We start from the raw sequence: 24,111 nt of genomic DNA, 5'->3' as shown, positions 1-24,111 counted from the left end.
GGTTCAAGGAGGGAGATGAGGAATGCTACTATCAGAGATGGTGGATAAAGAGTTAATTCAAGTTGAGGGTGGCGTACATTTTGGTATATTGGCACATACAGAATGTCTAATAGATGTGCAAACAGGAAAGATTCATGGTTTTGAGATTGTTAAAGATAAATTGCCATTCCAAAAAAAGAAAGTAAAAGTTAGTGAAATGATACCTTGGCATGAAATTATACTAATTGGAGAAGATCGTATTTTATTTAACAAAACAACGACGGTTCAGTCAGAATTTTTACAGTGAGGTGAGCTTTTGGAAAATGAAAAATGGCTTGTTATCGGTGAGGATCTAAGGTTAAAGGAATTAGCTACAATGCTAAGAAGCCCATCGAGAACGGTATTTTATAAAAGAACATCAGTTTGGAATGAAGAGTTAAATAAACTTGTATTAGAATTTCAACCAAATAGAATTATTCTTCCCATCCTTCCACTAAAAATTGAAGTGGAACAGCTTTATGGGATATCTCAAGTTAAGTTTTATACAGGGCGTTTGACTATGCATTGGAAGCAATTGCTTGAGAAGAATGAAACAAATTGTTATTTACAACAAGAATCTTTTATTTGGCAAAACGCACGATTAACAGCCGAGGGATTTATCGCCACGTTTTACGGACTCGAGCAAAAATGCATTTACGGACAAAACTTTACTATCGCAGGTTTTGGACGCACAGCCAAAATGCTCGCCTCTTTACTCGTCAAGATGGGCGCTAATGTCCATATAGTTGCGCGTTCAGTTGTACAAGTGAGTGAAGCAAAGGCATATGGTTATAAAGCTACGAATTTAGACGACCGCAAATGGTCAATTAATGATGGGATTTTTATCAATACGATTCCAGCTAAATGGATTACAGAATCATTCCTAGATCATGTCCCAGCTGTCCTATATGATTTGGCTTCAGAGCCTGGCTGTTTAGATATAGACACTGAGCAATTACAAACGTACGTACTATTGCCATCATTACCTGGGAAATACTTTGCACATGATGCAGCTACAATATTGTGCAAGGCAATAGAGGAGGAAGAAAATTGCTATTAGGTAAACGAATTGGTTTAGGTATTACAGCCTCTCACTGTACGTATGAGGATGTAGTACCTAAAATTCAAAACTTTATAGATGCAGGAGCAACAGTTGTTCCAATAATTACGCATTCCGTGTTACATGCGGCTACGCGTTTTGGTACCGGGGAGGAGTGGATTGCAAAAATAGAGGAATTGACTGGAGAAAAGGTTATATCCTCTATTAAAGAGGCAGAACCATTCGGACCATCCAATCCATTGGATGCGATGGTTATAGCGCCGATGACTGGCAATAGTATTAGTAAATTTGCTAATGCAGCAACAGATAGTCCGGTCTTGATGGCTGCTAAGGCAACATTACGTAACGGTTCGCCTGTTGTCCTAGGCATCTCAACAAATGATGCACTTGGCTTAAATGGTATGAATATTATGAGACTGCTAAATGCTAAAAACATTTACTTTATTCCATTCGGGCAAGACTCCCCACATTCCAAGCCAAATTCCTTGATTGCTGATTTTGATCAAATGGTCGCAACTGTTCATGAAGCGATTACGGAGAAAAAGCAATTACAACCACTGTTTATACAATATTTCAAATAATTCACGAATTGCACACAATTTTCAGTATTTTTGTGATACAATAGCACACATTATGTAACATGTATTCAAGGAGAGATGACAGATGACAAAGCAGTTAACAGTTGCGGTTGTTGGAGCAACAGGGGCAGTAGGCACAAAAATGATGGAACAGCTAATTAAACGGAATTTTCCAATCGGAGATATTAAGTTCTTAGCTTCTGCACGTTCAGCAGGGAAACCAATCGAATTTAATGGTAAGACATATACAATTGAAGAAGCGACACCTGAAGCTTTTGAAGGCGTCAATGTCGCTTTATTCTCAGCTGGTGGTTCTGTATCAGCGGAGTTGGCGCCAGAAGCGGCAAAACGTGGTGCCGTAGTGATCGATAATACGAGCCATTTCCGCATGGATCCAGAGGTACCACTAGTTGTGCCTGAAGTAAATCGTGGCGATCTTGCTAAGCATAAAGGGATTATTGCGAATCCAAACTGCTCTACAATTCAAATGATGGCTGCACTTGAACCTATTCGTAATGAATTTGGCTTAAGAAAAATTATTGTATCAACATACCAAGCAGTTTCAGGTGCAGGTATTTCTGCTATTCAAGAATTAAAGGCACAAAGTGAAAATTGGGATGCAGGTAAGGATGTAGAAGCAAATATTTTACCTTCTGGTAGCGACAAACGTCATTATCCAATCGCTCGTAATGTCATTCCACAAATTGATAAATTTACAGACAATGGCTTTACATACGAAGAAATGAAAATGATTAATGAAACGAAGAAAATCATGCATGCACCAGAGCTAAACGTAGCAGCAACTTGTGTTCGTGTGCCAGTCGTTTCAGGACACTCTGAATCTGTTTATATTGAAGTAGAAAAAGAAGCAACGGTACAGGCGATTTTTGAAGTATTACGCAGTGCACCAGGTGTAGTATTACAAGATGATATCGCAACACAAACTTACCCAATGCCTATCTATGCAGAAGGGGAAGATGCTACTTATGTAGGACGTATCCGACAAGATTTAGACAATAAAAAAGGATTCCATCTATGGATCGTTTCTGACAATCTTTTAAAAGGCGCTGCATTAAACTCTATTCAAATTGCAGAAGCAATGCTGGAGGATAACTTACTATAAGAGGGGTGTAAGGATGAATTTAGGTCGAATTGGAACGGCGATGATTACGCCGTTCAAAGAAGATGGCACGATTAATTATCCAGAACTAGAACGTATTATTAATTATTTGATTGATAATGGTACAGATTGTATTGTCGCATGTGGCACAACCTCTGAAAACCCAACTATGTCCACAGAAGAAAAAATTGAAGTTGTACGCTTTACAGTAGAAAAAGTAGCAGGCCGTGTACCCGTAATTGCAGGTACAGGGGATAACGAGACTGCTTACTCTATTGCAATGACGCACAAGGCAGAAGAAAATGGTGCAGATGGTATCATGCTTGTAGCACCATATTATAATAAGCCAAATCAACGCGGTATTTTTGCGCATTTTGAAACAATTGCAAAAGAAACAAGTTTACCTGTCATGCTTTATAACGTGCCAGGACGTACAGGTGTCAATGTTGCCTATGAAACTTCCGTTGCTTTAAGTAAAATTCCTAATATTTCATGGATTAAAGAAGCGAGTGGAAATTTAGATCAAATGGGCGATATTATTGAGAATGTTGATTCAGATGATGATTTCTTCGTGTATAGTGGGGACGATGGTTTAACACTTCCACTACTAGCAATAGGTGGAGCAGGGATTATTTCAGTTGCTGCTCATGTTGTTGGAAATGATATGCAATTAATGATTAAAGCGTTTGAAGAAGGAAATCACGAGCTAGCAGCCAAAATTCACCGAGCATTATTACCACTTGTACGTGCGTTGTTCGCACAGCCAAACCCATCGCCTGTAAAATACGCGATGACCAAATTAGGCTTTGATACACTTAATGTTCGCCTGCCAATGATGGAAATGACAGATGAAGAAAAAGCAAACTTTGACCGAATTTGGGATACGTATCAAGAAAAAGCGAAAAGCTTTAGAAAAATAAGTACCTTTAGTTAAATCCTTAGACCGTAAACAAACGTGAGATTTTTTAGTTTGTTTACGGTCTTTTTTCTTTTGTTAGAAATATAAAGAATAAGACCGTTGATCCGTAGGGAGGCCCCCTCAGGTAAGGCGGAGATCCGCTCGGGTAGGAGTGGAAACTGCTCAGGTACAGCTAATATCCGCTCAGGCGCTAGAACAACCATACAGAGAATGGTTTACAAACGGCGATATATCCCATTCCAAAAACCTACGTCACTAAATAAAAGACAAAAATTAGACCTTTCACAATGCCACATACTCAACCTGCTTTCCATCTATTAGTAATAAAATTTGCAATAAATTTCTGTTTCTATCATGAAAGTTGAATTTTTAATTTGTGCAAAAGCTTTGCAAACCGTATAATAAATTTTAAGTGGTTGCTGTTCGGGATATTTTTAGGAGGAAATAAATTGACAAAAAAGAAAAATGAATTAATTCGCATCATCCCACTTGGTGGCGTGGGCGAAATTGGGAAAGCAATGTACGTAGTAGAAATTGACGAAGAGCTATTTGTAGTGGATAGCGGCTTAATGTTCCCTGAAGACGAAATGCTGGGCATTGATATCGTAATTCCGGATATTACGTATTTAGAAGAAAATAAAGATCGTGTGAAAGGCATTTTCTTAACACATGGTCATGAAGATGCAATTGGCTCGATTGCCTATGTATTACAAAAAGTGAAAGCGCCAGTGTACGGATCAAAATTAACAATTGCACTTGCAAAGGAACATTTAAAAGAATTGCCTGCACCACATCAGGTGAAATTCTTTGAGGTTACGAACCGTAGTCGTATGAATTTTAACTCAACGTATGTGACATTCTTCCATACAACACATAGTATTCCCGATTCGTTAGGGGTAGTGTTCCATACATCTGAAGGAGCAATTGTTCATACAGGGGAGTTTAAATTCGATCAATCAGCGACAGGTAAATTTAAGCCTGATTTAGCAAAAATGGCTCAGTTAGGGGAAGAAGGCGTATTTATTCTATTATCTGAGTCGAGTGAAGCTGAACGACCAGGTTATACGACATCTGAGATTGTGATTGAAGAGCAATTATCAAAAACATTCCATTCAGCACCAGGTCGTATTTTAGTTGCTGTTTATGCATCGAATTTTATCCGTGTTCAACAAGTATTTACACAAGCTCAAAAGTCTTTCCGTAAAGTAGTCATCGTAGGAAAACCTTTAGAAAAAGCTGTGGATTTAGGTGTACAGCTAGGTTACTTAACGGCTGGGGAAGATACAATCATCCCTATCTCAGAAATGCAAAAATATCAAGATGATGAGATTATTATTATTGCTACAGGTAATAAAGGGGAGCCACTTGATGCATTAGAGAAAATCGTCCGCAAACATCACCGAGACATTAAAATAAAGCAAGATGATACCGTATTAATTACTTTTACACCATCTCCTAGTATGGAAGTACAGATGGCTAATACGATGAACTCTATCGCAAAAGCAGGCGCTGAGATTCTAACATCTAGCAAAAATGTACATGTGTCGGGTCACGGTAGCCAAGAGGATTTAAAATTAATGTTAAATTTAATGCAACCGAAGTACTTTATCCCTGTGCAAGGTGAGTACCGTATGCTTATTGCTCACTCTAAGCTTGCTCAACAACTAGGTATGCAAAAATCACAAATTTTTATCGCCGATAAAGGGGATATTGTAGAATATAAAAATGGTAAAATGCGAATGAGTGGCCGTGTACAAGCTGGTAATGTATTAATAGACGGTATTGGTGTTGGCGATGTAGGCAACATCGTACTTCGCGATCGTAAGTTATTATCGCAGGATGGAATTTTCATTGTTGTTGTAACGTTAAACCGTGCTCAAAAGAAAATTGCATCTGGTCCGGAAATTTTATCGCGTGGTTTCGTATATGTACGCGAATCAGAAGAATTAATGGTAGAAGCTTCTGAGATTGCGAAAACTGTTATTGAAAAATACGTTGGTAAAGATACATTTGAATGGACAAACATTAAACAAGAAATTCGAGATACACTGAATACGTATTTATTCCAAAAAACGAAGCGCCGCCCAATGATTATCCCAATCATTATGGAATATTAAAAATGAAACATCATCGTTGAATGAAAAAGGATTTTCTAACCGAATGTAAACGGTGGAAAATCCTTTTTTTGGCTCAAACCTAAAAGTTGGGAATGGCATTTGTTGAAACATATATCATTTATATAAGTTGATTGGGGTGAGGGCTGGGTGACTCCTTGGGGATTAGCAATAGAGAAACGAAGGCTAAAATCATCACGTCCTGTGTTAACGCCTTCGTGGCCAACATCGTGCCGCTTTCGCTATGTTAGCACTACGCTCTCGCGCAAAAAACATCCTGCCGCTGCGTCAGCGACAAATGTTTTATCTGTGCGAAAGCGAAGCGTCAGCGACAAAGCGCCCAGCCGGAACGGAAATCAACCACACGTTATGGTAATGAGTCTATTTTTTGAAATAATCAAGTTCTACATGTTATTATTCGCTACATATATAGAATGGATTACAAAAGAAGGTGAAATAGATGGCGACTAGTAGAAAAAGAAAAGTCTCGAAAACAAAAGCGACTACAGAAAAAAAAGAAATGCATCCGCTTATGTATGAAATTTTAGGGCTTATCTTAATTGCATTAGCAGTTATTATGATTTTTGAATATGGCATGATTGGACGTATTCTCCAAACAATGGCAATGTTTCTTTTAGGGAATTTACATTTTGCTGTGCCATTTATGCTTATATTTGTTGCGTTATTACTGATGATTGGGCGGAAAAAAGTAAGTATTTATGATCGTCTCATATTAGGTATGCTCCTCATTGTTATGAGTTTAACAATTTTTAGTCACGGCATTCTTTTTGAACAATTATCAAAATCTGGAGGTTTATTATCAGATTCTGTGTTGCGAGAATCTTGGCGAATTTTAATTAATTCAGAGGGTATTATCCATCGAAGTAATGCACTTGGCGGAGGTATGATTGGTGCACTGTTATTCAGTGCTCTACATGTATTATTTGAGGCAACAGGTGCGAAGGTCGTTGCATGGGTTATTTTCTTTATCGGCTTAATTTTAGTAACAGGAAAGGCGCTTGTTCCATATTTAGCGGACAAAATGCCTGATCTTTTTGGAAAATGGCAAAAGAAACATCGTGAAAAGAAAAAAAATGTGCCAAAGAAACCTAAGAATCGCCGTTCAAAAGTAGAAAGCAAGGATGAAATCGCAGCTGTCGAACAGGAGCCTGAGGTACAAGCTGAGGAAGAAGCTTCTCATGAACCAATTATCTCTGCCTTTACTCAAAATGTATCTCATGAACGAGAAGAATATGCAACAGCTGAAAATGAAGATATTGAACATGGAGAAATTGTTGATGATGTCCATATCGAAGGGGCAGATGCTGTAGAAAATGCAGATTATCAACTGCCGTCTTATAATCTATTACAATTACCGCCACAGCATGACCAAAGTGGCGAATATTCTGTTATTCAGGCCAATGCAAAAAAGCTAGAGCAAACGTTGCAAAGCTTTGGTGTGAAAGCAAAAGTAACGCAGGTTCATTTAGGCCCAGCTGTAACGAAATACGAAATATTACCAGATATAGGCGTGAAAGTAAGTAAAATTGTAAACTTACAGGATGATCTTGCCTTAGCACTTGCTGCAAAGGATATTCGTATGGAAGCACCAATTCCTGGAAAGTCTGCGATTGGCATTGAAGTACCAAATAGTGAGGTAGCAATTGTTACACTTCGGGAAGTGTTAGAGTCTAAAGATGGTGCAAAGCCAGAAGCTTTATTACAAGTCGCATTAGGTCGTGATATTACTGGACAAGCAGTACTCGCCGAGCTCAATAAAATGCCACATTTACTTGTTGCGGGTTCGACGGGTAGTGGGAAAAGTGTGTGTATAAATGGTATTGTCGTATCAATTCTAATGCGTACAAAACCACATGAGGTAAAGCTAATGATGATTGACCCGAAAATGGTGGAGTTAAATGTTTATAATGGAATTCCTCATCTACTGGCACCAGTTGTTACGGATGCTCGTAAAGCGTCTCAGGCGCTGAAGAAAGTTGTGGCTGAAATGGAGCGCCGTTATGATTTATTTTCTCATACAGGTACTCGTAATATTGAAGGTTACAACGGTCATGTACAAAAAGTCAATGAGCAAACGGATGAAAAACATCCGAAATTACCTTATATTGTGGTAATTGTAGATGAGTTAGCGGACTTAATGATGGTTGCCTCAAGTGATGTAGAGGATTCTATTACACGTTTAGCACAAATGGCACGTGCAGCAGGGATTCATTTAATTATTGCAACCCAACGACCAAGTGTTGATGTATTGACAGGTGTTATTAAAGCAAATATTCCTTCGCGTATTGCCTTTGCGGTTTCATCATCAATCGATTCTAGAACGATATTAGATATGGGTGGAGCAGAACGTTTACTCGGTCGAGGAGATATGCTGTTTTTACCTGCCGGTGCATCTAAACCAAAACGTGTGCAAGGTGCCTTTTTATCAGATCAAGAAGTTGAGTCAGTTGTTACCTTTGTTATAGAACAGCAAAAAGCACAGTATCAGGAGGAAATGATTCCGACCGAAGAAGAGACAATTTTAGAGGAAACGGACGAATTATTTGATGAGGCTGTGCAGTTAGTTGTGAGTATGCAGACGGCCTCTGTTTCGATGTTGCAGCGCCGCTTCCGTATCGGCTATTCGAGAGCTGCTCGTATTGTCGATCAAATGGAACAACGCGGTATTGTCGGGCCTCCAGAGGGTAGTAAACCTCGACAAGTGCTCATTCATCAATACGATAATTAGTGCCAAAACAACGACAAAAAATGAATAATGTTGAATATATCAAGTAGGCACAAATTCATTTCAAATTTCGGAAGCAATTACGCTAAGGTGTAATTGCTTTCAGTCTATAAAAATGTTATATTTATGAACGATTAGTAGGAATGTTGTACATCAGATGTCTGATCTCTGATTTTGGTGGTGATATATGTGACTATTAAAGCTGATCATCGTCATCTCTATCTTCAAGTAATTGATCGTTTAAAGTCTGACATTGAAACAGGCATTTTTAAAGAAAATGAAAAACTGCCTTCAGAGTTTGAATTATCGAAATCACTAGGAGTCAGTCGAGCAACTCTTAGAGAAGCGCTACGACTGTTGGAAGAGGAAAATGTTATTGTACGTCGACATGGGGTGGGGACTTTTGTAAACCCTAAACCGTTGTTTACTTCAGGAATCGAGCATTTATCGAGCATTTCTTCTATGATCGAGGCAGCAGGTATGGAACCCGGTTCCCGCTTTTTAAAGGCGACGGAAAGCATACCTTCTGAGGAAGATTTAAAACGCTTCCAATGTGATGGCGAAGATAAATTACTCACAATTGAACGTGTCAGAACAGCGGATGGCGAGCCGGTAGTATACTGCATAGACAGATTACCAGCAAGTTTCCTGCCAACTGACTTTGTTGAAAAAAAAGAAGTTTCACTTTTCTCTGCACTTGAACAATCTGGTAAAATTCATGTTGCCTATGCCGTTACATATATTGATCCAATCGGGTATCATGAGCAAGCTTCACCGATTTTAAATTGCGGGCGTGAAACAGCTCTTTTAGTATTAAAGCAGTTGCATTACGATGATCATGATCAAGTAGTGCTGTATTCAAAAAATTATTTCCGAGCTGATAAATTCAGCTTCCATGTAGTTCGTAAACGGGTGTAGAACATTTCTAAATATTTTTCCTGCTAATTACAATACCTTTGGGGGGTTAAAAAAATGAAAAAACGTAAATTTGGCTTAGTATTATCATCAGTTTTAGCTGCAAGTGCAATCTTAGGTGCATGTGGTACGAAAGACGAAGAAAAACCTGCAAAAGAAAAAGAGAACGCGTCAACAGACGAAAGCAAAAAAGAAGATGTGTTCTCAGTAGCAATGGTTACTGACGTTGGTGGCGTTGATGATAAATCATTCAACCAATCTGCTTGGGAAGGTGTTCAAGCTTACGGTAAAGAACATAACCTAAAAAAAGGTGAAGGTGGTTTCGACTACTTACAATCAAAATCAGACGCTGACTATGAATCAAATTTAAACGCATTATTACGACGTGACTTTAACTTAATCTATGGTATTGGTTACATGATGGAAGATGCTATGACTGCAATAGCTGAAGAAAATCCAGATAATAAATTCGCAATCGTTGACGCTTCAGTAAAAGCAGACAACGTTGCATCTATTATGTTCAAAGAGCAAGAAGGTGCCTTCTTAGCTGGTGTAGCTGCTGCAAAAATGACTAAAACAGGAAAAATTGGCTTCATTGGCGGAGGAGATATTCCCGTTATTAATCGCTTTGAAGCTGGCTTCGTTGAAGGGGCTAAAGCAGTAAATCCGGATATTAAGATTCAAAGAAAATATACTGGCGCATTTGATAAAGCTGATCTTGGTAAAATGACAGCTAACAGCATGTATTCTTCAGGCGTAGATATTATCTTCCACGCTGCTGGTGCAACTGGTAACGGTGTATTCTCTGAGGCGAAGGAACGTAAGAAAAAAGATCCTAATGCAAATGTATGGGTAATTGGTGTAGATGCTGACCAATACGAAGAAGGTAAAGTAGATGATAAAACAAACGTTACTTTAACTTCTATGTTAAAAGGTGTTAACGCAGCAGTTATAGATATTTCAAATAAAGCTAAAAACGGTGAATTCCCTGGTGGCAAAACGCTAACTTATGGTTTAGCTGAAGACGGCGTGAAACTTGCAGATTCTCGTGGTGCAATCCCAGCAGATGTTCAAACTGTTATTGATGAATATAAAGAAAAAATTGCTAAAGGTGAAATTAAAGTTCCAGAAAAAGTGAAAAAATAATTCATCTTTTGATCATCATAAGGACTTTTAAAAGGCCCTTATGATGATTTTTCAATCTATCGTTATATTTTGACTATTTGCAATACTCTATTTGATTCTATTTGTTTACCATAGAGGTAGTAATTTTTCTATGAGTTTATCGTAAGAATAGTAATGATGGTAACAAGTTAATAGAAGAAAGGTTTCTAACGATGACCTTTCCTGTATTAATTTATCTTCATTCAGAAGAATATCTACCTCTATTAGTGAGACAAGACATGCATGAATTTTTTGTTAATAGGGTATATAATGCCACTGAACGAAGATGGAACCTCTGGCTGAGGTCATTGCTGTCGATGTTAAAAAACGTTGAACTAACAGTGACTATGGCTAGTATTATTAAGTTTGTCTCAAACAAATATAGAAAACGGTTTCAAAAACTGGACGTATTGTTTATCTTTGCGAAATGGAGTGTTAACGAAGCGTCAGTAACACATGTTTTCTGTAGCGAAAGCGAAGCGGTAGCTACGAAATGTTTTCTGTGGCGAAAGCAAAGCAACAGCCACAATTACGCCAAGGCGAAATTGATAAAAGTGCCTATTAAGGGAGTGACGAAATTGGAATACGTGATTGAGATGCTAGGAATCCGAAAAGAATTCGGTAATTTCGTGGCGAATAATAATATCACCCTCCAACTGAAAAAAGGCGAAATCCATGCATTACTAGGTGAAAATGGTGCAGGTAAATCGACTTTAATGAACGTCCTTTTTGGTTTGTATCAACCAGAAGGCGGCGAAATTCGAGTTCGTGGGAAGGCTGTTAAAATTACAAATCCAAATGTGGCCAATGATCTAGGGATTGGTATGGTACATCAACACTTTATGTTGGTGGAAAATTTTACAGTAACAGAGAATATTATTTTAGGTTCTGAGCCTACAAAAATGGGTGTTATTAATATTAAAGATGCGGCAAAGAAAGTACAGGCACTTTCCGAAAAGTATGGTTTAGATGTTGATCCATATGCCAAAATCGAGAATATTACAGTAGGGATGCAACAGCGTGTTGAAATTTTAAAGACATTATACCGTGGTGCAGAAATTTTAATCTTTGACGAACCTACTGCATCTTTAACACCACAGGAGATTACAGAGCTTATTCAAATAATGCGCCGCTTAATTGCAGAGGGCAAATCCATTATTTTGATTACCCATAAGTTAAAAGAAATTATGGAAGTCTCTGATCGTGTGACGATTATCAGAAAAGGGGAAGGGATTGGAACAGTTACAACTGCTGAAACAAATCCTAACCAATTAGCTGAAATGATGGTTGGTCGCCAAGTCGAATTTAAAACAGAAAAAACAGAAGCAAATCCAACCGATGAAGTACTTGCGATTGAAAACTTGATTGTTACAGACTATCGAAATATCGATAAAGTAAAAGGGTTGAACTTAAAAGTACGCAAAGGTGAAATTGTTGGTATTGCGGGTATCGATGGAAACGGACAATCTGAGTTAATCGAGGCCATAACGGGTCTACGTAAAATTAAAAGTGGTAACGTTAAATTAAATGGCAAAGATATAACAAATATGAAGCCTCGAAAAATTACGGAGGAAGGCGTTGGGCATATCCCACAAGACCGTCATAAACACGGTTTAGTATTAGATTTCCCAATTGGCCATAATATCGCACTGCAAACATATTACCAGTCTCCAATCGCTAAGGGCTTTGTCATGGACTACAAGAAAGTGTCTGAAAAAGCGCGCCAAATTATTGAAGAATATGATGTCCGTACTGGTAATGGTGAAATGACTCCAGCACGTGCCCTTTCAGGTGGTAACCAACAAAAAGCGATTATCGGTCGTGAAATTGATCGTAATCCTGATTTATTGATCGCAGCATTGCCAACACGTGGTCTTGACGTAGGGGCAATTGAATTTATTCACTCCCGCCTTATTGAGCAACGTGATAAAGGAAAAGCAGTACTGTTAATTTCATTTGAATTAGATGAAGTCATGAATGTTTCGGATCGTATCGCTGTTATTTATGATGGTCAAATCGTGGATGAATTAAATCCACAAGAAACAACAGAACAAGAGCTGGGCCTATTAATGGCAGGACAAAGTAGTAAAAATAACATGAATGGTGCGAAGGAGGGGAACGACTAATGTCAAATCGTGTCATTAATATACTCGTTCCTATCATCTCTATCATTATCGGTTTAATCGTTGGTGCTATCGTGATGGTAGTCAGCGGCTATGACCCAGTACAAGGTTATAGCGCCCTTTGGACAGGTATTTTTGGAGATTCATATTCAATTGGGAACACAATCCGTCAAATAACACCGTATATATTGGCGGGTCTTGCGGTAGCATTTGCCTTCCGCACAGGGTTATTCAACATCGGTGTTGAAGGTCAGCTAATTTTAGGTTGGCTAGCAGCAGCTTGGGTAGGATATGCATTTGATCTACCTAAAATCATTCACTTACCATTAGCATTACTTGCGGCAGCAGCTGCAGGTGCATTTTGGGCCTTTATTGCAGGTTTCTTAAAAGCGAAATTTAAAGTTCACGAAGTTATTGCGACAATTATGCTAAACTACACTGCGCTTTATATTGCGAATGCAGTTATTAAAAACTTGTCTGACGGTGGCTTTAAAACAGAACGAGTTCATGAATCAGCTTCATTACGTTCTCCGTTTTTAAGAGAGCTAACAGACAATTCAAGTCTTCACTATGGCATCATTGTTGCACTGTTAATGGTAATAGTTATGTGGTTCATTTTAGAAAAAACAACACGCGGATATGAGCTTAAAGCGGTAGGATTTAATAAGCATGCTGCAGATTATGCTGGTATGAGCGTCAACAAAAACATTATTTTAGCTATGACGATTTCAGGTATGTTCGCAGGTCTTGGTGGTGCTATGGAGGCACTAGGTACTTTCGGAAACGTCTCTATTAAACCAGGCTTTACAGGTATTGGTTTCGATGGGATCGCTGTTGCCTTACTTGGTGCCAACACGCCACTAGGGGTAGTATTCGGAGCTTCATTATTCGGCTCACTTAAATACGGAGCGCTAAATATGCCGAATGCTGCAGGTATTCCAGAGGAAATCGTGTCTATTATTATCGCGTTAATTATTTTCTTCGTGGCATCAGGCTATATTATTCGAGTAGCATTACAAAAGTTGAGCAAGAAAAAGGAGGGACAATAACATGGGCTTTTTAGAAATGTTATATTTCATCATCCCTTCGGCGATTCTTTATGCAACACCTTTAATTTTTACAGCAATCGGTGGTGTATTCTCTGAACGTTCTGGTGTAGTAAACATCGGATTAGAAGGTTTAATGATTGTTGGCGCATTTGTTGGTATTTATGTCAATTTAGAATATGCTGCAACATTCGGTTCAGCAACAATTTGGATGGCAATGCTGGCAGCTTTCATTATTGGGGGAATCTTCTCACTTCTCCATGCAGTTGCGTCTATTTCCTTCCGTGCCGATCAAACAGTATCGGGGGTTGCTATCAACTTATTAGGTTTAGCGGTATCTGTATTCTTGGTAAAAATGATTTATGATAAAGGTCAAACAGATATGATTGACCAAACCTATGCAATAAATCGTTTCGCTATCCCTTATTTAGAGGACATACCGTTCTTTGGTCCATTATTATTCCAAAATGTCTACAGTACATCGATATTAGCTTTTGCAGTAGCTTTTGGAGCATGGTTTATCATTTATAAAACACCATTTGGGTTACGTTTACGCGCTGTCGGTGAACATCCAATGGCTGCAGATACGATGGGTGTAAACGTTAATAGAATGCGCTATATTGCTGTTGTTATCTCTGGGGCATTAGGTGGTCTTGGTGGTGCAGTGTACGCGCAATCAATTGCAGGCAATTTCTCACATGCAACAATTGCGGGCCAAGGCTTTATGGCCATTGCTGCAATGATTTTCGGTAAATGGCATCCGATCGGTGCATTAGGTGCTGCTTTATTCTTCGGAGTAGCACAAACGTTAAGTGTTGCAGGAAGCGGAATTCCTTATATTCAAGATATTCCTGCTGTGTACCTACAAATTTTACCGTACGTCTTAACGATCTTTGCATTAGCAGGATTTATCGGTAAAGCAAATGCACCAAAAGCTAGTGGCCAACCTTATATAAAAGGGAAACGCTAATAACAAACAGATAATTGTTGACACTAAAGACTGGGCGAAAATGCTCAGTCTTTTTCCTTGTACATATCTCAAGTGTTTGGGAAAATAATGGTTGGAGGATGATCTTTATTTGCTAATATGAACAGGTTCATCAATCAATAAAAGTAACTTCTATACATTTCATATACATACTTTGGATTCTTTTTGCAATTATAGACAATAGACATGTATAGTATGTGTAGTACTTTGTTATATTAAGAAAGATAAGGAGGGTTCTATATATGTTTAAAACAATACCTTTAGCGAAAGGTGTCAATTTGCATATCCGACAAACGACCCAATTTAAAACCGTAAATTTTTCAATTAAATGGAGAAGAGCTTTAACGGCGACAAATGCGTCTGAACGTACAGTGTTAACAAATGTATTGCAACACAGTAATGCTAAATATAAGACAACCGCTGCATTCCGAAGTTTCTTGGATGACTTGTATGGCACAGTGTTATATTTTGACACATCTAAACGTGGTAATGAACATACAGTACTGATGAATGTAGAAGCCGTTAATGATCATTATTTGGCAAATGCAAGTGTTTTAAACGAGGTACTTGATTTATTGCACACAGCAATATTTGAACCGAATTTAGAAAATGGTGTATTTAAGGAATCGATTGTGGAACGTGAAAAGAAAACAGTCATTCAGCGTATTGAGTCCATTTTTGACGATAAATCTCGTTTTGCGCAGCAACGCATTCAACAAATATTACGTCCGAATGAACCGGCCTCTATTTCTGCTAATGGAACTGTCGAGGACATTCAACAAATTACCCCTACATCATTGTTTGAAGCATATCAATCCATGCTTGCTAACGATAAAATAGACATTTATGTCGCGGGTGATATCAATGAAGACGAAATCGTAGCGAAACTAAAAGAAGCGCTGCCGTTTAATGATCGTACACCTGAAGAAATTCCTGCTGTACTTCCACAACAGCATCCGCAAAATGATTATGTACGTGAACAACAAGAAATGAAGCAAGGAAAGATGCATATTGGCTTTAGTACACCAGTACGATTTGGTGACGCTGATTTCGCCAAAATGCAAATCTTTAATGGCGTATTCGGTGGCTACCCTCACGCCAAATTATTTATGAATGTTCGTGAAAAGGAAAGCTTAGCCTACTATGCGTCTAGCTCATTTGCATCACATTATGGCTTAGTCTTTGTTGTGTCTGGGATTGAACCAAAGAATGAAGAAAAAGCGCTATCACTAATTAAGGAACAACTTGCTGTTATGCAAGCGGGCGATATTACAGATTTGGAAATAGAGCAAACAAAAGCAATGCTGACGAATCAGCTAAAAGAAGCATTGGATTCTGCCCGAGGACAAATAGAAATTTTTGACCAATATAAAGATTTACCCGAGGAGTTCTCTGTTGAAGCTTGGGCAAATAAATGGAAAGCTGTGACAAAGCAAGATATTGTTGAAATGGCGAAGCAAGTACAGCTAGAAGCGGTCTATTTCTTATGTGGAAAGGAGCAAGCCGCACAATGAAAACAATTGAATTCAAACAATTAGATGAAACATTGTATTATGAAAAATTAGAAAATGGCTTAGACGTCTATATATTACCGAAAAAAGGCTTTTCCAAAACATTTGTAACGTTCACCACAAAATACGGCTCTGTTGACCGTACATTTGTGCCAATTGGTGGAACTGAAAGCATTACAGTACCAGATGGCATTGCCCACTTCTTAGAGCATAAAATGTTTGAAAAAGAAGATGGAGATGTCTTCCAAAAGTTTAGTGAATTCGGTGCTTCAGCCAATGCCTTTACATCATTTACACGTACAGCGTATTTATTTTCTTCGACGAACAATATTTATAACAGCACAGAAACATTATTAAATTTTGTTCAAGAGCCTTACTTTACAGAAGCAACTGTTAATAAGGAGAAGGGCATTATTGGTCAAGAAATTACGATGTACGACGATCAACCAGATTGGCGCCTATATTTTGGTACAATCGAAAATATGTATCATAATCATCCAGTGAAAATTGATATCGCTGGTACAATAGAGTCGATTGATGGCATTACTGCGGACCATTTATATACGTGCTACAATACATTTTATCATCCGTCCAATATGTTATTGTTTGTCATTGGTGCAGTAGATCCTAATGAAATGATGACGTTTATTCGTGACAATCAAGACAAAAAAGAATTCCCTGAACCAACACCAATTCAACGTTTCTTCGATCAAGAACCGACAGATGTTGCTATTAAAGAACGTGAGTTGCATATGGATGTACAAAAGCCTAAGGTCTATATCGGCTTAAAAGCGAAAGAAACAAATCTTTCTGGGCGTGACATGTTAAAACATGAGCTGTCTGTTCAAATTGCACTTGAACTTATTTTTGGACGTACATCTAAATTTTATGAGACCGTCTATGACGATGGATTAATCGATGAAACGTATGCATTTGATTTCACGTTAGAAAATGGCTTTGGATTTGCTATGATTGGCTCAGATTCTACAGACCCGGCTGCATTAGAGAAAGCTATTAAGGAAGAATTAGCAAAGTATGATAGAGATGCACATTTTGAAAGTGCCGATTTAGAACGAGTAAAACGTAAAAAAATAGGTTTCTTCCTACGTGCACTGAACTCTATTGAATTTATCGCCAACCAATTTACACGTTATTCGTTTAATGATATGAATTTGTTCGATGTTGTGCCTGTACTAGAAGAACTAACGATTGAAGATTTGAAAAAAGCATTTTCTTCAGTTCAAGGTGAATCTCAACAAACTGTCTTTAAAATTTTACCTACAGAAAAGGGCGTACAGTGAAAAAGTTTGCCCTCGTTTTAGGTGCATCGGGTGAGATTGGCCGTGCTATTTGTCGAAGTCTGGCAGAAGATGGTTGGTCCATCTACATACACTTTTCAAACAATGAAAAAGCAGCACAGGCTCTATACTGCTCCCTTTCAGAAAGTTTCCCTGCACAGGAGTTTATGCTTGTACAGGGAGATTTTTCGAAAGCGTCCGGGGCACAATTGCTAGCATCACAAATTTTTAATGTGCAAGCGATTGTCTTTGCAAATGGTCAAGCACATTATTCTCTGCTTGAAGATACTACGGTGGAGGATATGGATGCATTATGGCGTGTCCATGTACAAAATCCAATGCGTCTGACGGCATTGCTGTCATCAAAGCTACGCGCTCATGATGTCAGCTATGTGCTTTTTATTGGTTCAATTTGGGGAGAAGCTGGATCGGCTGGTGAAGCACTTTACGCAACTGTGAAGGGCGCCCAACATGCTTTTGTGAAGTCATATGCGAAAGAAGCCGCACTATCACGTATTCGTGTTAATGCCATTGCACCTGGTTTTATTAATACCTCGATGAACAATCATTTAAGCGAAGAGGAACTTGAATATATTTTAGAGGACATTCCACTAGGTATAACTGGACAAACAACGGATGTTGCTGAAATGGTACGTTTCTATCTTTCTGGAAAAGCAGATTATGTAACGGGACAAGTTATTCGATTAAACGGTGGCTGGTACATATAATGTTCTTTTTTGCACATACTACATGTGTAAAGGAGGAGAAACATATGACTATTTTAGAAAACTGGCAAAAATGGACATCGTTTTTAGGTCAAAATGTTATGCGAGCAGAATCAAGTGGGATGCCAACGAAAATGATCCAACAAGCTGCTGTACAAATTGGAGAATATTTGGCGACAAATGTCGATCCTAAAAATGAACAAGAGCGAGTGCTGTCGGATTTATGGGGCGTTGCCTCTGAAGAAGAAAAACATGCATTGGCGAATTGTGTCATTAAACTTGTAGAAAATAAGCCTGTGCAGTAAAACGAAGAGGAGAACTATCTCCTCTTTTTTTTCTGTATAAAAGAGGATTTTTGCATTGAAAAGGGAACGTATGTAAGCCTATTCTGTGTGTTCAAAAAAAAAATAGTAAGTTTTTAAAAATAACGCCATAATTCCACGTATTCTAACTTTCCATTACATAAAAAATCAGCTATGATGGAACTTATAAAGGATTTTTTACGTTAACTAATAGGAAGGGAACGAGTGTGTTTGAGCGATTGGTACTTTGAATATGAAATTCAGGTGAATCGCCCTGGATTATTAGGAGATATTGCTTCACTTTTAGGGATGCTTCGTGTCAATATTATTTCAATAAATGGTGTCGATGAGGATCGACGTGGTATGTTAGTGCATACAGACAACGATGAGACAATTGAGCGTTTTCGTACAATTGTTTCGACAATGGAACATATTAACGTTACCAAATTTCGACAACCAAAGCTCCGTGATCGTTTAGCCATTAGGCACGGTCATTATATTCCACGAGATGCAGATGAAAAAAATACCTTCCGCTTCGTACGAGATGAACTTGGTATTTTAGTTGACTTTATGGCTGAGCTCTTTAAAAAAGACGGGCATAAGCTTATTGGGATACGTGGAATGCCTCGTGTTGGAAAAACTGAATCGATTGTAGCGGCAAGTGTATGTGCCAATAAAAAATGGATTTTTTTATCGTCTACAATGATTAAGCAAACTGTTCGCAATAAACTTGCTGGTGATGAATTCAGTGACAATAATATTTTTATATTAGATGGCATTGTGACACGTCGTTCGTCTGATGAGCGACATTTGCAACTAGTGCGTGAAATGATGAGTATGCCTTCCATTAAGGTCATCGAGCATCCAGACATGTTTGTTCAGCATTCAGAATATAAGATAGAGGACTTTGATTATATCATTGAATTGCGTCATCACCCAGATGAAGAAATTACGTATGAAATAATGGAAAAAAGCCAAATGATGTCCGAATCTAATTCATTTGGTGGATTTAATTTTTAATTTGATATTAAAGTAGGTGTTATGAGTGGCAGAATTAGGGACTCGACTGAAAGAGGCGAGACTGTCTAAAGGCTACAGCTTAGACGATTTACAAGAAATAACAAAAATTCAAAAGCGTTATTTAATAGGTATTGAAGAAGGCAATTATTCGATTATGCCTGGTTCGTTTTATGTACGAGCTTTTATTAAACAATATGCAGACGCTGTTGGCTTGGACGCAGAGGAGCTTTTAGAAACTTATAAAAGCGAGCTACCAGGTACTCCAAACAATCAAGTAAGTCAATCGATGACGACTAGTCCAAGTAGAAGAAAAGTTTCAAAAGGCCCTTCTACTAAAATGATGGAAGCAATGCCGAAAATAATCGTTGGTTTATTTATCATTGTCATTATTGTGGTGATTTGGGTGCTAATGCAGTCTAAAAATAAAGCAGTGCCAGATGTTATGGAAGATACTCCATCAGAAATAGAATATGATACAAAAGCAAAACCAATAGATACAGAAAAAGAAAAAGAAAAAGAGAAAAAAGCTCAAACAAATAACAAACAAGACTCAGCAGATTCAAAAGATTCAGCACAGGAAACACCTGATGAAAAGCAAACTGAAGAGGTTAAGCAATCGATTTCAGCTGGGGCTATTGAAGCGGATGGTGCTACAACTTCTTATACGTTAACAGGTGCAGACGCATTTAAAATACGTATTGAAGTATCCGGTCCTACATTTATCGGTATTCGAAACCAACAGCAACAAGAATTACTATCAGATACTCGTGTCTATAATGCAGGAGAAGTAGTAGAATTCGACGCAACATCTCAAAATTACGCCCGTATCCGCTTAGGTAATTCAGCGCAAGCTAAAGTATACATTAATGACGAGCCTTTAACGTATGCACAGCAAATTGTAACGCAAAACATCGTCATCAATTTCAATAAAGAACAGTAGTCATCTAGTGATGACTACTTTCTTTCATCATGAAAGGTGTTAGAAAAATGAACATTCCAAATAAAATTACCATCTCTCGAATCTTACTTATCCCGTTCTTTGTCATTGTTATGATGTTTGATTTTGGCTGGGGAACAATGTCACTATTCGGTGCGACGATGCCTGTTCATCATTTTGTAGGTGCACTCATTTTTATTATTGCTTCAGCGACTGATTGGGTGGATGGTTATTATGCACGTAAGTACAATCTTGTGACAACATTTGGGAAATTTTTAGACCCACTTGCTGACAAGTTGCTAGTTTCAGCAGCTTTTATTTTAATGGTAGAGCTTGATATGGCGCCTGCATGGATAATAATTATTATTATTAGCCGTGAATTTGCAGTAACTGGCCTTCGTTTAATATTGGCAGGTGAAGGAGAAGTTGTTGCGGCGAACCAGCTTGGTAAAATTAAAACATGGGCCCAAATTGTGGCCATCGGAGCAGCACTTTTACACAATACAGTCTTTACACTTATCGGTTTTCGATTCGATTCAATTATGCTATATATTGCATTGTTCTTTACGCTATGGTCTGGATGGGATTATTTCTATCTAAATCGACGTGCCTTACTTGAGTCTAAATAAGAGAGGTCTTGAGGATCATGAATGCTGAAATTCTTGCAGTTGGCTCAGAGTTATTGCTTGGTCAGATTTCGAACACAAATGCCAGATTTATTTCTAGTCAGTTGTCCGAATTAGGGATAAATGTGTATTATCACACTGTTGTTGGAGATAATGCACAACGTTTAGAAGAGGCCATTTCCATTGCAGAGACTCGTGCTGATTTAATCATTTTCTCTGGTGGGCTTGGTCCTACAAAGGATGATTTAACAAAGGAAACGATTGCGCGTCATCTTGACGTTTCTCTCGATTTTGATGATATCGCACTGGCTAATATTGAGCAGTTTTTTGCCAAACGAGGACGTCCAATGACGGATAATAATCGTAAGCAAGCTTTAATACTAGCGGGTAGTGAGGTGCTTGCAAACCATCACGGCATGGCACCTGGCATGATATTAACAAAGGATGAACGTACGTATATTTTACTTCCGGGGCCACCTAAAGAGCTTGAGCCAATGTTCCAGTTTGAAGCAAAGCCAAAACTCGGTGCGATGTTAAATGCTGGAGAGGTAATTACATCGCATGTTATGCGTTTTTATGGCATTGGAGAGGCGGAGCTTGAGGTTCGTGTCCAACATATTTTAGATGCGCAAACAAATCCAACTGTTGCTCCACTTGCTTCTGACGGCGAGGTTACATTACGTGTAACAGCTAAAGCAGAAACGGAGCAAGAAGCGCAGCATCTTATTGCCGCTAAGGTAGCTGAGATTCAAGCGCTTGTTGGGGACTATCAATACGGTATAGATGATGATTCTCTTGCCTCTAAAACAGTAGAAATGTTACTAGATAATAAGTTAACAATTTCTGCAGCAGAAAGTTTAACAGCAGGTTTATTTCAGTCAGAATTAGCTGAAATACCAGGTGTAGGAGATGCCCTTGTTGGTGGCGTTGTTACGTATACGGAAGAGGCTAAAATTAAGCAACTCGGTATTTCAAAGGAATTTTTAACTACACATGGGATTGTAAGCAGTGAATGTGCAGCAGCTATGGCAAGTGCTGTACGTAAAAAGCTTGATACGGATATTGGTATTGGATTAACAGGTGCGGCAGGTCCTACAGCCCATGATCATCAACCAGCGGGAACGGTTTGGATAGGTATTGCCATTGGCGATGAAAAACCAATAACGTATTTACTGCATTTATCGGGTATGCGTAATACAAATCGACTGCGTGCGGCGAAATTTACTTGTCATTATTTAATGCAGCTTTTGGAAGAAAGAGGCTTTAAAAAACGTTAATCAATTATGCCCCGGCATAATATAGGTTCATCCCCAAAAGTTGCGGATGACTTTTGTTAAAACGTCTACTATGTAAATAAGTTGATTGGAGTGGAGGCTGGGCGACTCCTTGGGGATTAGCAATAGAGGAACGAAGGCTAAAATCATCACGTCCTGTGATAACGCCTTCGTGACCAACATCGTGTTGGCCCGAGACCCTGGAGCGAGCAACGCGAGTGAAGCGGCTCATCGGACGCCCCCAGGAAAGCGCCCAGTCGGAACGGAAATCAACCACACGTTTTGGTGGTAATCCATAATATAGTTGAAAATAGAAATTTGGGTAATGGAAAGTTACCCAAATTTTTATTTTGAAGAAAAACGAATAAACGTTCGCTTTTTTCTTGCGTCTTCTCTCAAAAACAAGTATAGTAGAGATAGAGAAAAACAGTGAACAGTTTTCGAAGGAGGAAAATGAATGAGTGATCGTAAAGCTGCCTTAGAACAGGCGTTAAAACAAATTGAAAAGAATTTTGGTAAAGGTTCCATCATGAAACTTGGCGAAAAGACTGATTTAGAAATCGCTACATCTTCAAGTGGTTCGCTAGCACTTGATGCTGCATTAGGTGTTGGTGGATATCCACGTGGACGTATTATTGAAGTATATGGCCCTGAATCATCAGGTAAAACAACGGTTGCTCTTCATGCCATTGCAGAAGTACAGGCAAATGGTGGACAAGCAGCGTTTATCGATGCTGAGCATGCACTAGATCCAATTTACGCACAAAAATTAGGCGTCAATATTGATGAACTTCTATTATCTCAACCAGATACAGGAGAACAGGCGCTTGAAATCGCAGAAGCATTAGTACGTAGTGGTGCTATCGATATCATCGTTATTGACTCCGTAGCAGCATTAGTTCCGAAAGCGGAAATCGAAGGAGATATGGGTGATTCGCATGTTGGTTTACAAGCCCGTTTAATGTCTCAGGCCTTACGTAAGCTTTCAGGTGCTATTAATAAATCAAAAACAATCGCCATTTTCATTAACCAAATTCGTGAAAAAATTGGTGTTATGTTCGGAAACCCAGAAACAACACCTGGTGGACGTGCGCTTAAATTCTACAGCTCAGTACGTTTAGAGGTTCGTCGTGCGGAAGCTATTAAACAAGGCAATGACATTATGGGTAACCGTACAAAAATTAAAATTGTCAAAAACAAAGTGGCACCACCATTCCGTACAGCTGAAGTTGATATTATGTACGGTGAAGGAATTTCAAAAGAGGGCGAAACAGTTGATTTAGGTGTTGAACTAGACATCGTTCAAAAAAGCGGTTCTTGGTATGCTTACGGTGATGAGCGCCTAGGTCAAGGTCGTGAAAATGCTAAACAGTATTTAAAAGAAAATCCAGCAGTACTAGACGACATCGCAAATAAAATCCGTGCTTCTTACGGTATTGCATCTTCATCTTACACAATTGCTGCGCATGATGAAGAGGAAGATATGGATGAGGAATTAAAGCTTCTTCTTGAAGATGAATAATATAAATGCATTGTTCCCACTCTTTATAGTGTGAGCAATGCATTTTTTATTTACACATATTGGAGAATATGGTTTTATAATATTTGTTAGGTTATCCATATATTT

Annotated in this window: 22 protein-coding genes; 21 read left to right on the top strand and 1 reads right to left on the bottom strand. The window is 38.5% G+C overall.

Going from position 1 to position 24,111, the window contains the following annotated elements; translation table 11 throughout:
• Nucleotides 1-22 precede the first annotated feature (22 nt).
• The 20 genes from ACIQ7T_RS00630 (at nt 23) to ACIQ7T_RS00535 (ending at nt 22,487) form a co-directional block, all read left to right on the top strand.
• Nucleotides 23-286: a YlmC/YmxH family sporulation protein gene (locus tag ACIQ7T_RS00630; RefSeq protein ID WP_370075185.1), complete on the top strand. Its 264-nt coding sequence runs from the start codon at nt 23-25 to the stop codon at nt 284-286.
• A gap of 9 nt (nt 287-295) precedes the next feature.
• Entirely contained in the window at nt 296-1,078 is a 783-nt protein-coding gene (locus tag ACIQ7T_RS00625) for a dipicolinate synthase (RefSeq protein WP_370075184.1), read from the top strand.
• Complete coding sequence (locus tag ACIQ7T_RS00620) at nt 1,069-1,659, top strand: dipicolinate synthase subunit B (protein WP_370075183.1); 591 nt, start codon at nt 1,069-1,071, stop codon at nt 1,657-1,659. Before ACIQ7T_RS00625 ends, ACIQ7T_RS00620 begins: the two co-directional genes overlap by 10 nt.
• An 82-nt stretch (nt 1,660-1,741) precedes the next feature.
• Nucleotides 1,742-2,779 (top strand): aspartate-semialdehyde dehydrogenase, encoded by a 1,038-nt coding sequence (locus ACIQ7T_RS00615; protein WP_370075182.1) that lies wholly within the window; start codon nt 1,742-1,744, stop codon nt 2,777-2,779.
• A 13-nt stretch (nt 2,780-2,792) separates the two neighbouring features.
• Complete coding sequence (dapA, locus tag ACIQ7T_RS00610; RefSeq protein WP_370075181.1) at nt 2,793-3,710, top strand: 4-hydroxy-tetrahydrodipicolinate synthase; 918 nt, start codon at nt 2,793-2,795, stop codon at nt 3,708-3,710.
• Nucleotides 3,711-4,144: 434 nt separating this feature from the next.
• The gene (locus tag ACIQ7T_RS00605; protein WP_370075180.1) at nt 4,145-5,812 is read left to right on the top strand and encodes a ribonuclease J; all 1,668 of its coding nucleotides are present in this window, start codon (nt 4,145-4,147) and stop codon (nt 5,810-5,812) included.
• 457 nt (nt 5,813-6,269) lie between these two features.
• The gene (locus tag ACIQ7T_RS00600) at nt 6,270-8,558 is read left to right on the top strand and encodes an FtsK/SpoIIIE family DNA translocase (RefSeq protein WP_402868098.1); all 2,289 of its coding nucleotides are present in this window, start codon (nt 6,270-6,272) and stop codon (nt 8,556-8,558) included.
• A 186-nt stretch (nt 8,559-8,744) separates the two neighbouring features.
• Complete coding sequence (locus ACIQ7T_RS00595) at nt 8,745-9,473, top strand: GntR family transcriptional regulator (protein WP_402868096.1); 729 nt, start codon at nt 8,745-8,747, stop codon at nt 9,471-9,473.
• 54 nt (nt 9,474-9,527) lie between these two features.
• On the top strand, nt 9,528-10,616 hold the full coding sequence (locus tag ACIQ7T_RS00590; RefSeq protein ID WP_402868094.1) for a BMP family lipoprotein: 1,089 nt from the start codon (nt 9,528-9,530) through the stop codon (nt 10,614-10,616).
• A gap of 596 nt (nt 10,617-11,212) precedes the next feature.
• The gene (locus ACIQ7T_RS00585; protein WP_402868092.1) at nt 11,213-12,760 is read left to right on the top strand and encodes an ABC transporter ATP-binding protein; all 1,548 of its coding nucleotides are present in this window, start codon (nt 11,213-11,215) and stop codon (nt 12,758-12,760) included.
• Nucleotides 12,760-13,806 (top strand): ABC transporter permease, encoded by a 1,047-nt coding sequence (locus ACIQ7T_RS00580; RefSeq protein WP_370075176.1) that lies wholly within the window; start codon nt 12,760-12,762, stop codon nt 13,804-13,806. The genes ACIQ7T_RS00585 and ACIQ7T_RS00580 overlap by 1 nt, the downstream gene beginning before the upstream one ends.
• A gap of 1 nt (nt 13,807) precedes the next feature.
• Nucleotides 13,808-14,773 (top strand): ABC transporter permease, encoded by a 966-nt coding sequence (locus tag ACIQ7T_RS00575; RefSeq protein ID WP_370075175.1) that lies wholly within the window; start codon nt 13,808-13,810, stop codon nt 14,771-14,773.
• Nucleotides 14,774-15,033: 260 nt separating this feature from the next.
• The gene (gene yfmF, locus ACIQ7T_RS00570) at nt 15,034-16,305 is read left to right on the top strand and encodes an EF-P 5-aminopentanol modification-associated protein YfmF (protein WP_402868090.1); all 1,272 of its coding nucleotides are present in this window, start codon (nt 15,034-15,036) and stop codon (nt 16,303-16,305) included.
• Entirely contained in the window at nt 16,302-17,603 is a 1,302-nt protein-coding gene (gene yfmH, locus ACIQ7T_RS00565; protein ID WP_370075173.1) for an EF-P 5-aminopentanol modification-associated protein YfmH, read from the top strand. Before yfmF ends, yfmH begins: the two co-directional genes overlap by 4 nt.
• A complete protein-coding gene (gene ymfI / locus ACIQ7T_RS00560) occupies nt 17,600-18,328 on the top strand; it encodes an elongation factor P 5-aminopentanone reductase (protein ID WP_370075172.1) in 729 nt (242 codons plus the stop codon). Before yfmH ends, ymfI begins: the two co-directional genes overlap by 4 nt.
• Before the next feature lie 44 nt (nt 18,329-18,372).
• A complete protein-coding gene (locus tag ACIQ7T_RS00555) occupies nt 18,373-18,630 on the top strand; it encodes a DUF3243 domain-containing protein (RefSeq protein WP_370075171.1) in 258 nt (85 codons plus the stop codon).
• A 228-nt stretch (nt 18,631-18,858) separates the two neighbouring features.
• Complete coding sequence (locus tag ACIQ7T_RS00550; RefSeq protein WP_142507413.1) at nt 18,859-19,647, top strand: DUF3388 domain-containing protein; 789 nt, start codon at nt 18,859-18,861, stop codon at nt 19,645-19,647.
• Nucleotides 19,648-19,672: 25 nt separating this feature from the next.
• Nucleotides 19,673-20,587, top strand: coding sequence for a helix-turn-helix domain-containing protein (locus ACIQ7T_RS00545; RefSeq protein WP_370075170.1), 915 nt, complete (start codon nt 19,673-19,675; stop codon nt 20,585-20,587).
• Nucleotides 20,588-20,634: 47 nt separating this feature from the next.
• Complete coding sequence (gene pgsA / locus ACIQ7T_RS00540) at nt 20,635-21,213, top strand: CDP-diacylglycerol--glycerol-3-phosphate 3-phosphatidyltransferase (protein WP_370075169.1); 579 nt, start codon at nt 20,635-20,637, stop codon at nt 21,211-21,213.
• 17 nt (nt 21,214-21,230) lie between these two features.
• Nucleotides 21,231-22,487 carry a competence/damage-inducible protein A gene (locus ACIQ7T_RS00535; RefSeq protein ID WP_402868086.1) on the top strand — a complete coding sequence of 419 codons (1,257 nt, stop codon included), beginning with the start codon at nt 21,231-21,233 and terminating at the stop codon, nt 22,485-22,487.
• Between the two features lie 4 nt (nt 22,488-22,491).
• Here ACIQ7T_RS00535 and ACIQ7T_RS00530 read toward each other — a convergent pair whose 3' ends face one another.
• Nucleotides 22,492-22,716 carry a hypothetical protein gene (locus ACIQ7T_RS00530; protein WP_402868084.1) on the bottom strand — a complete coding sequence of 75 codons (225 nt, stop codon included), beginning with the start codon at nt 22,714-22,716 and terminating at the stop codon, nt 22,492-22,494.
• A gap of 225 nt (nt 22,717-22,941) precedes the next feature.
• Between ACIQ7T_RS00530 and recA the strand changes: the two genes are divergently transcribed.
• A complete protein-coding gene (recA, locus tag ACIQ7T_RS00525) occupies nt 22,942-24,006 on the top strand; it encodes a recombinase RecA (protein ID WP_370075167.1) in 1,065 nt (354 codons plus the stop codon).
• Nucleotides 24,007-24,111 lie beyond the last annotated feature (105 nt).

Origin of the sequence: Lysinibacillus sp. NPDC096212 (genome assembly GCF_044763105.1) — a bacterium.
Classification (GTDB): Bacteria; Bacillota; Bacilli; order Bacillales_A; family Planococcaceae; genus Lysinibacillus.
Note: the sequence above shows the minus strand (reverse complement) of the source record. Positions and strands in the feature narration are given on the sequence as shown.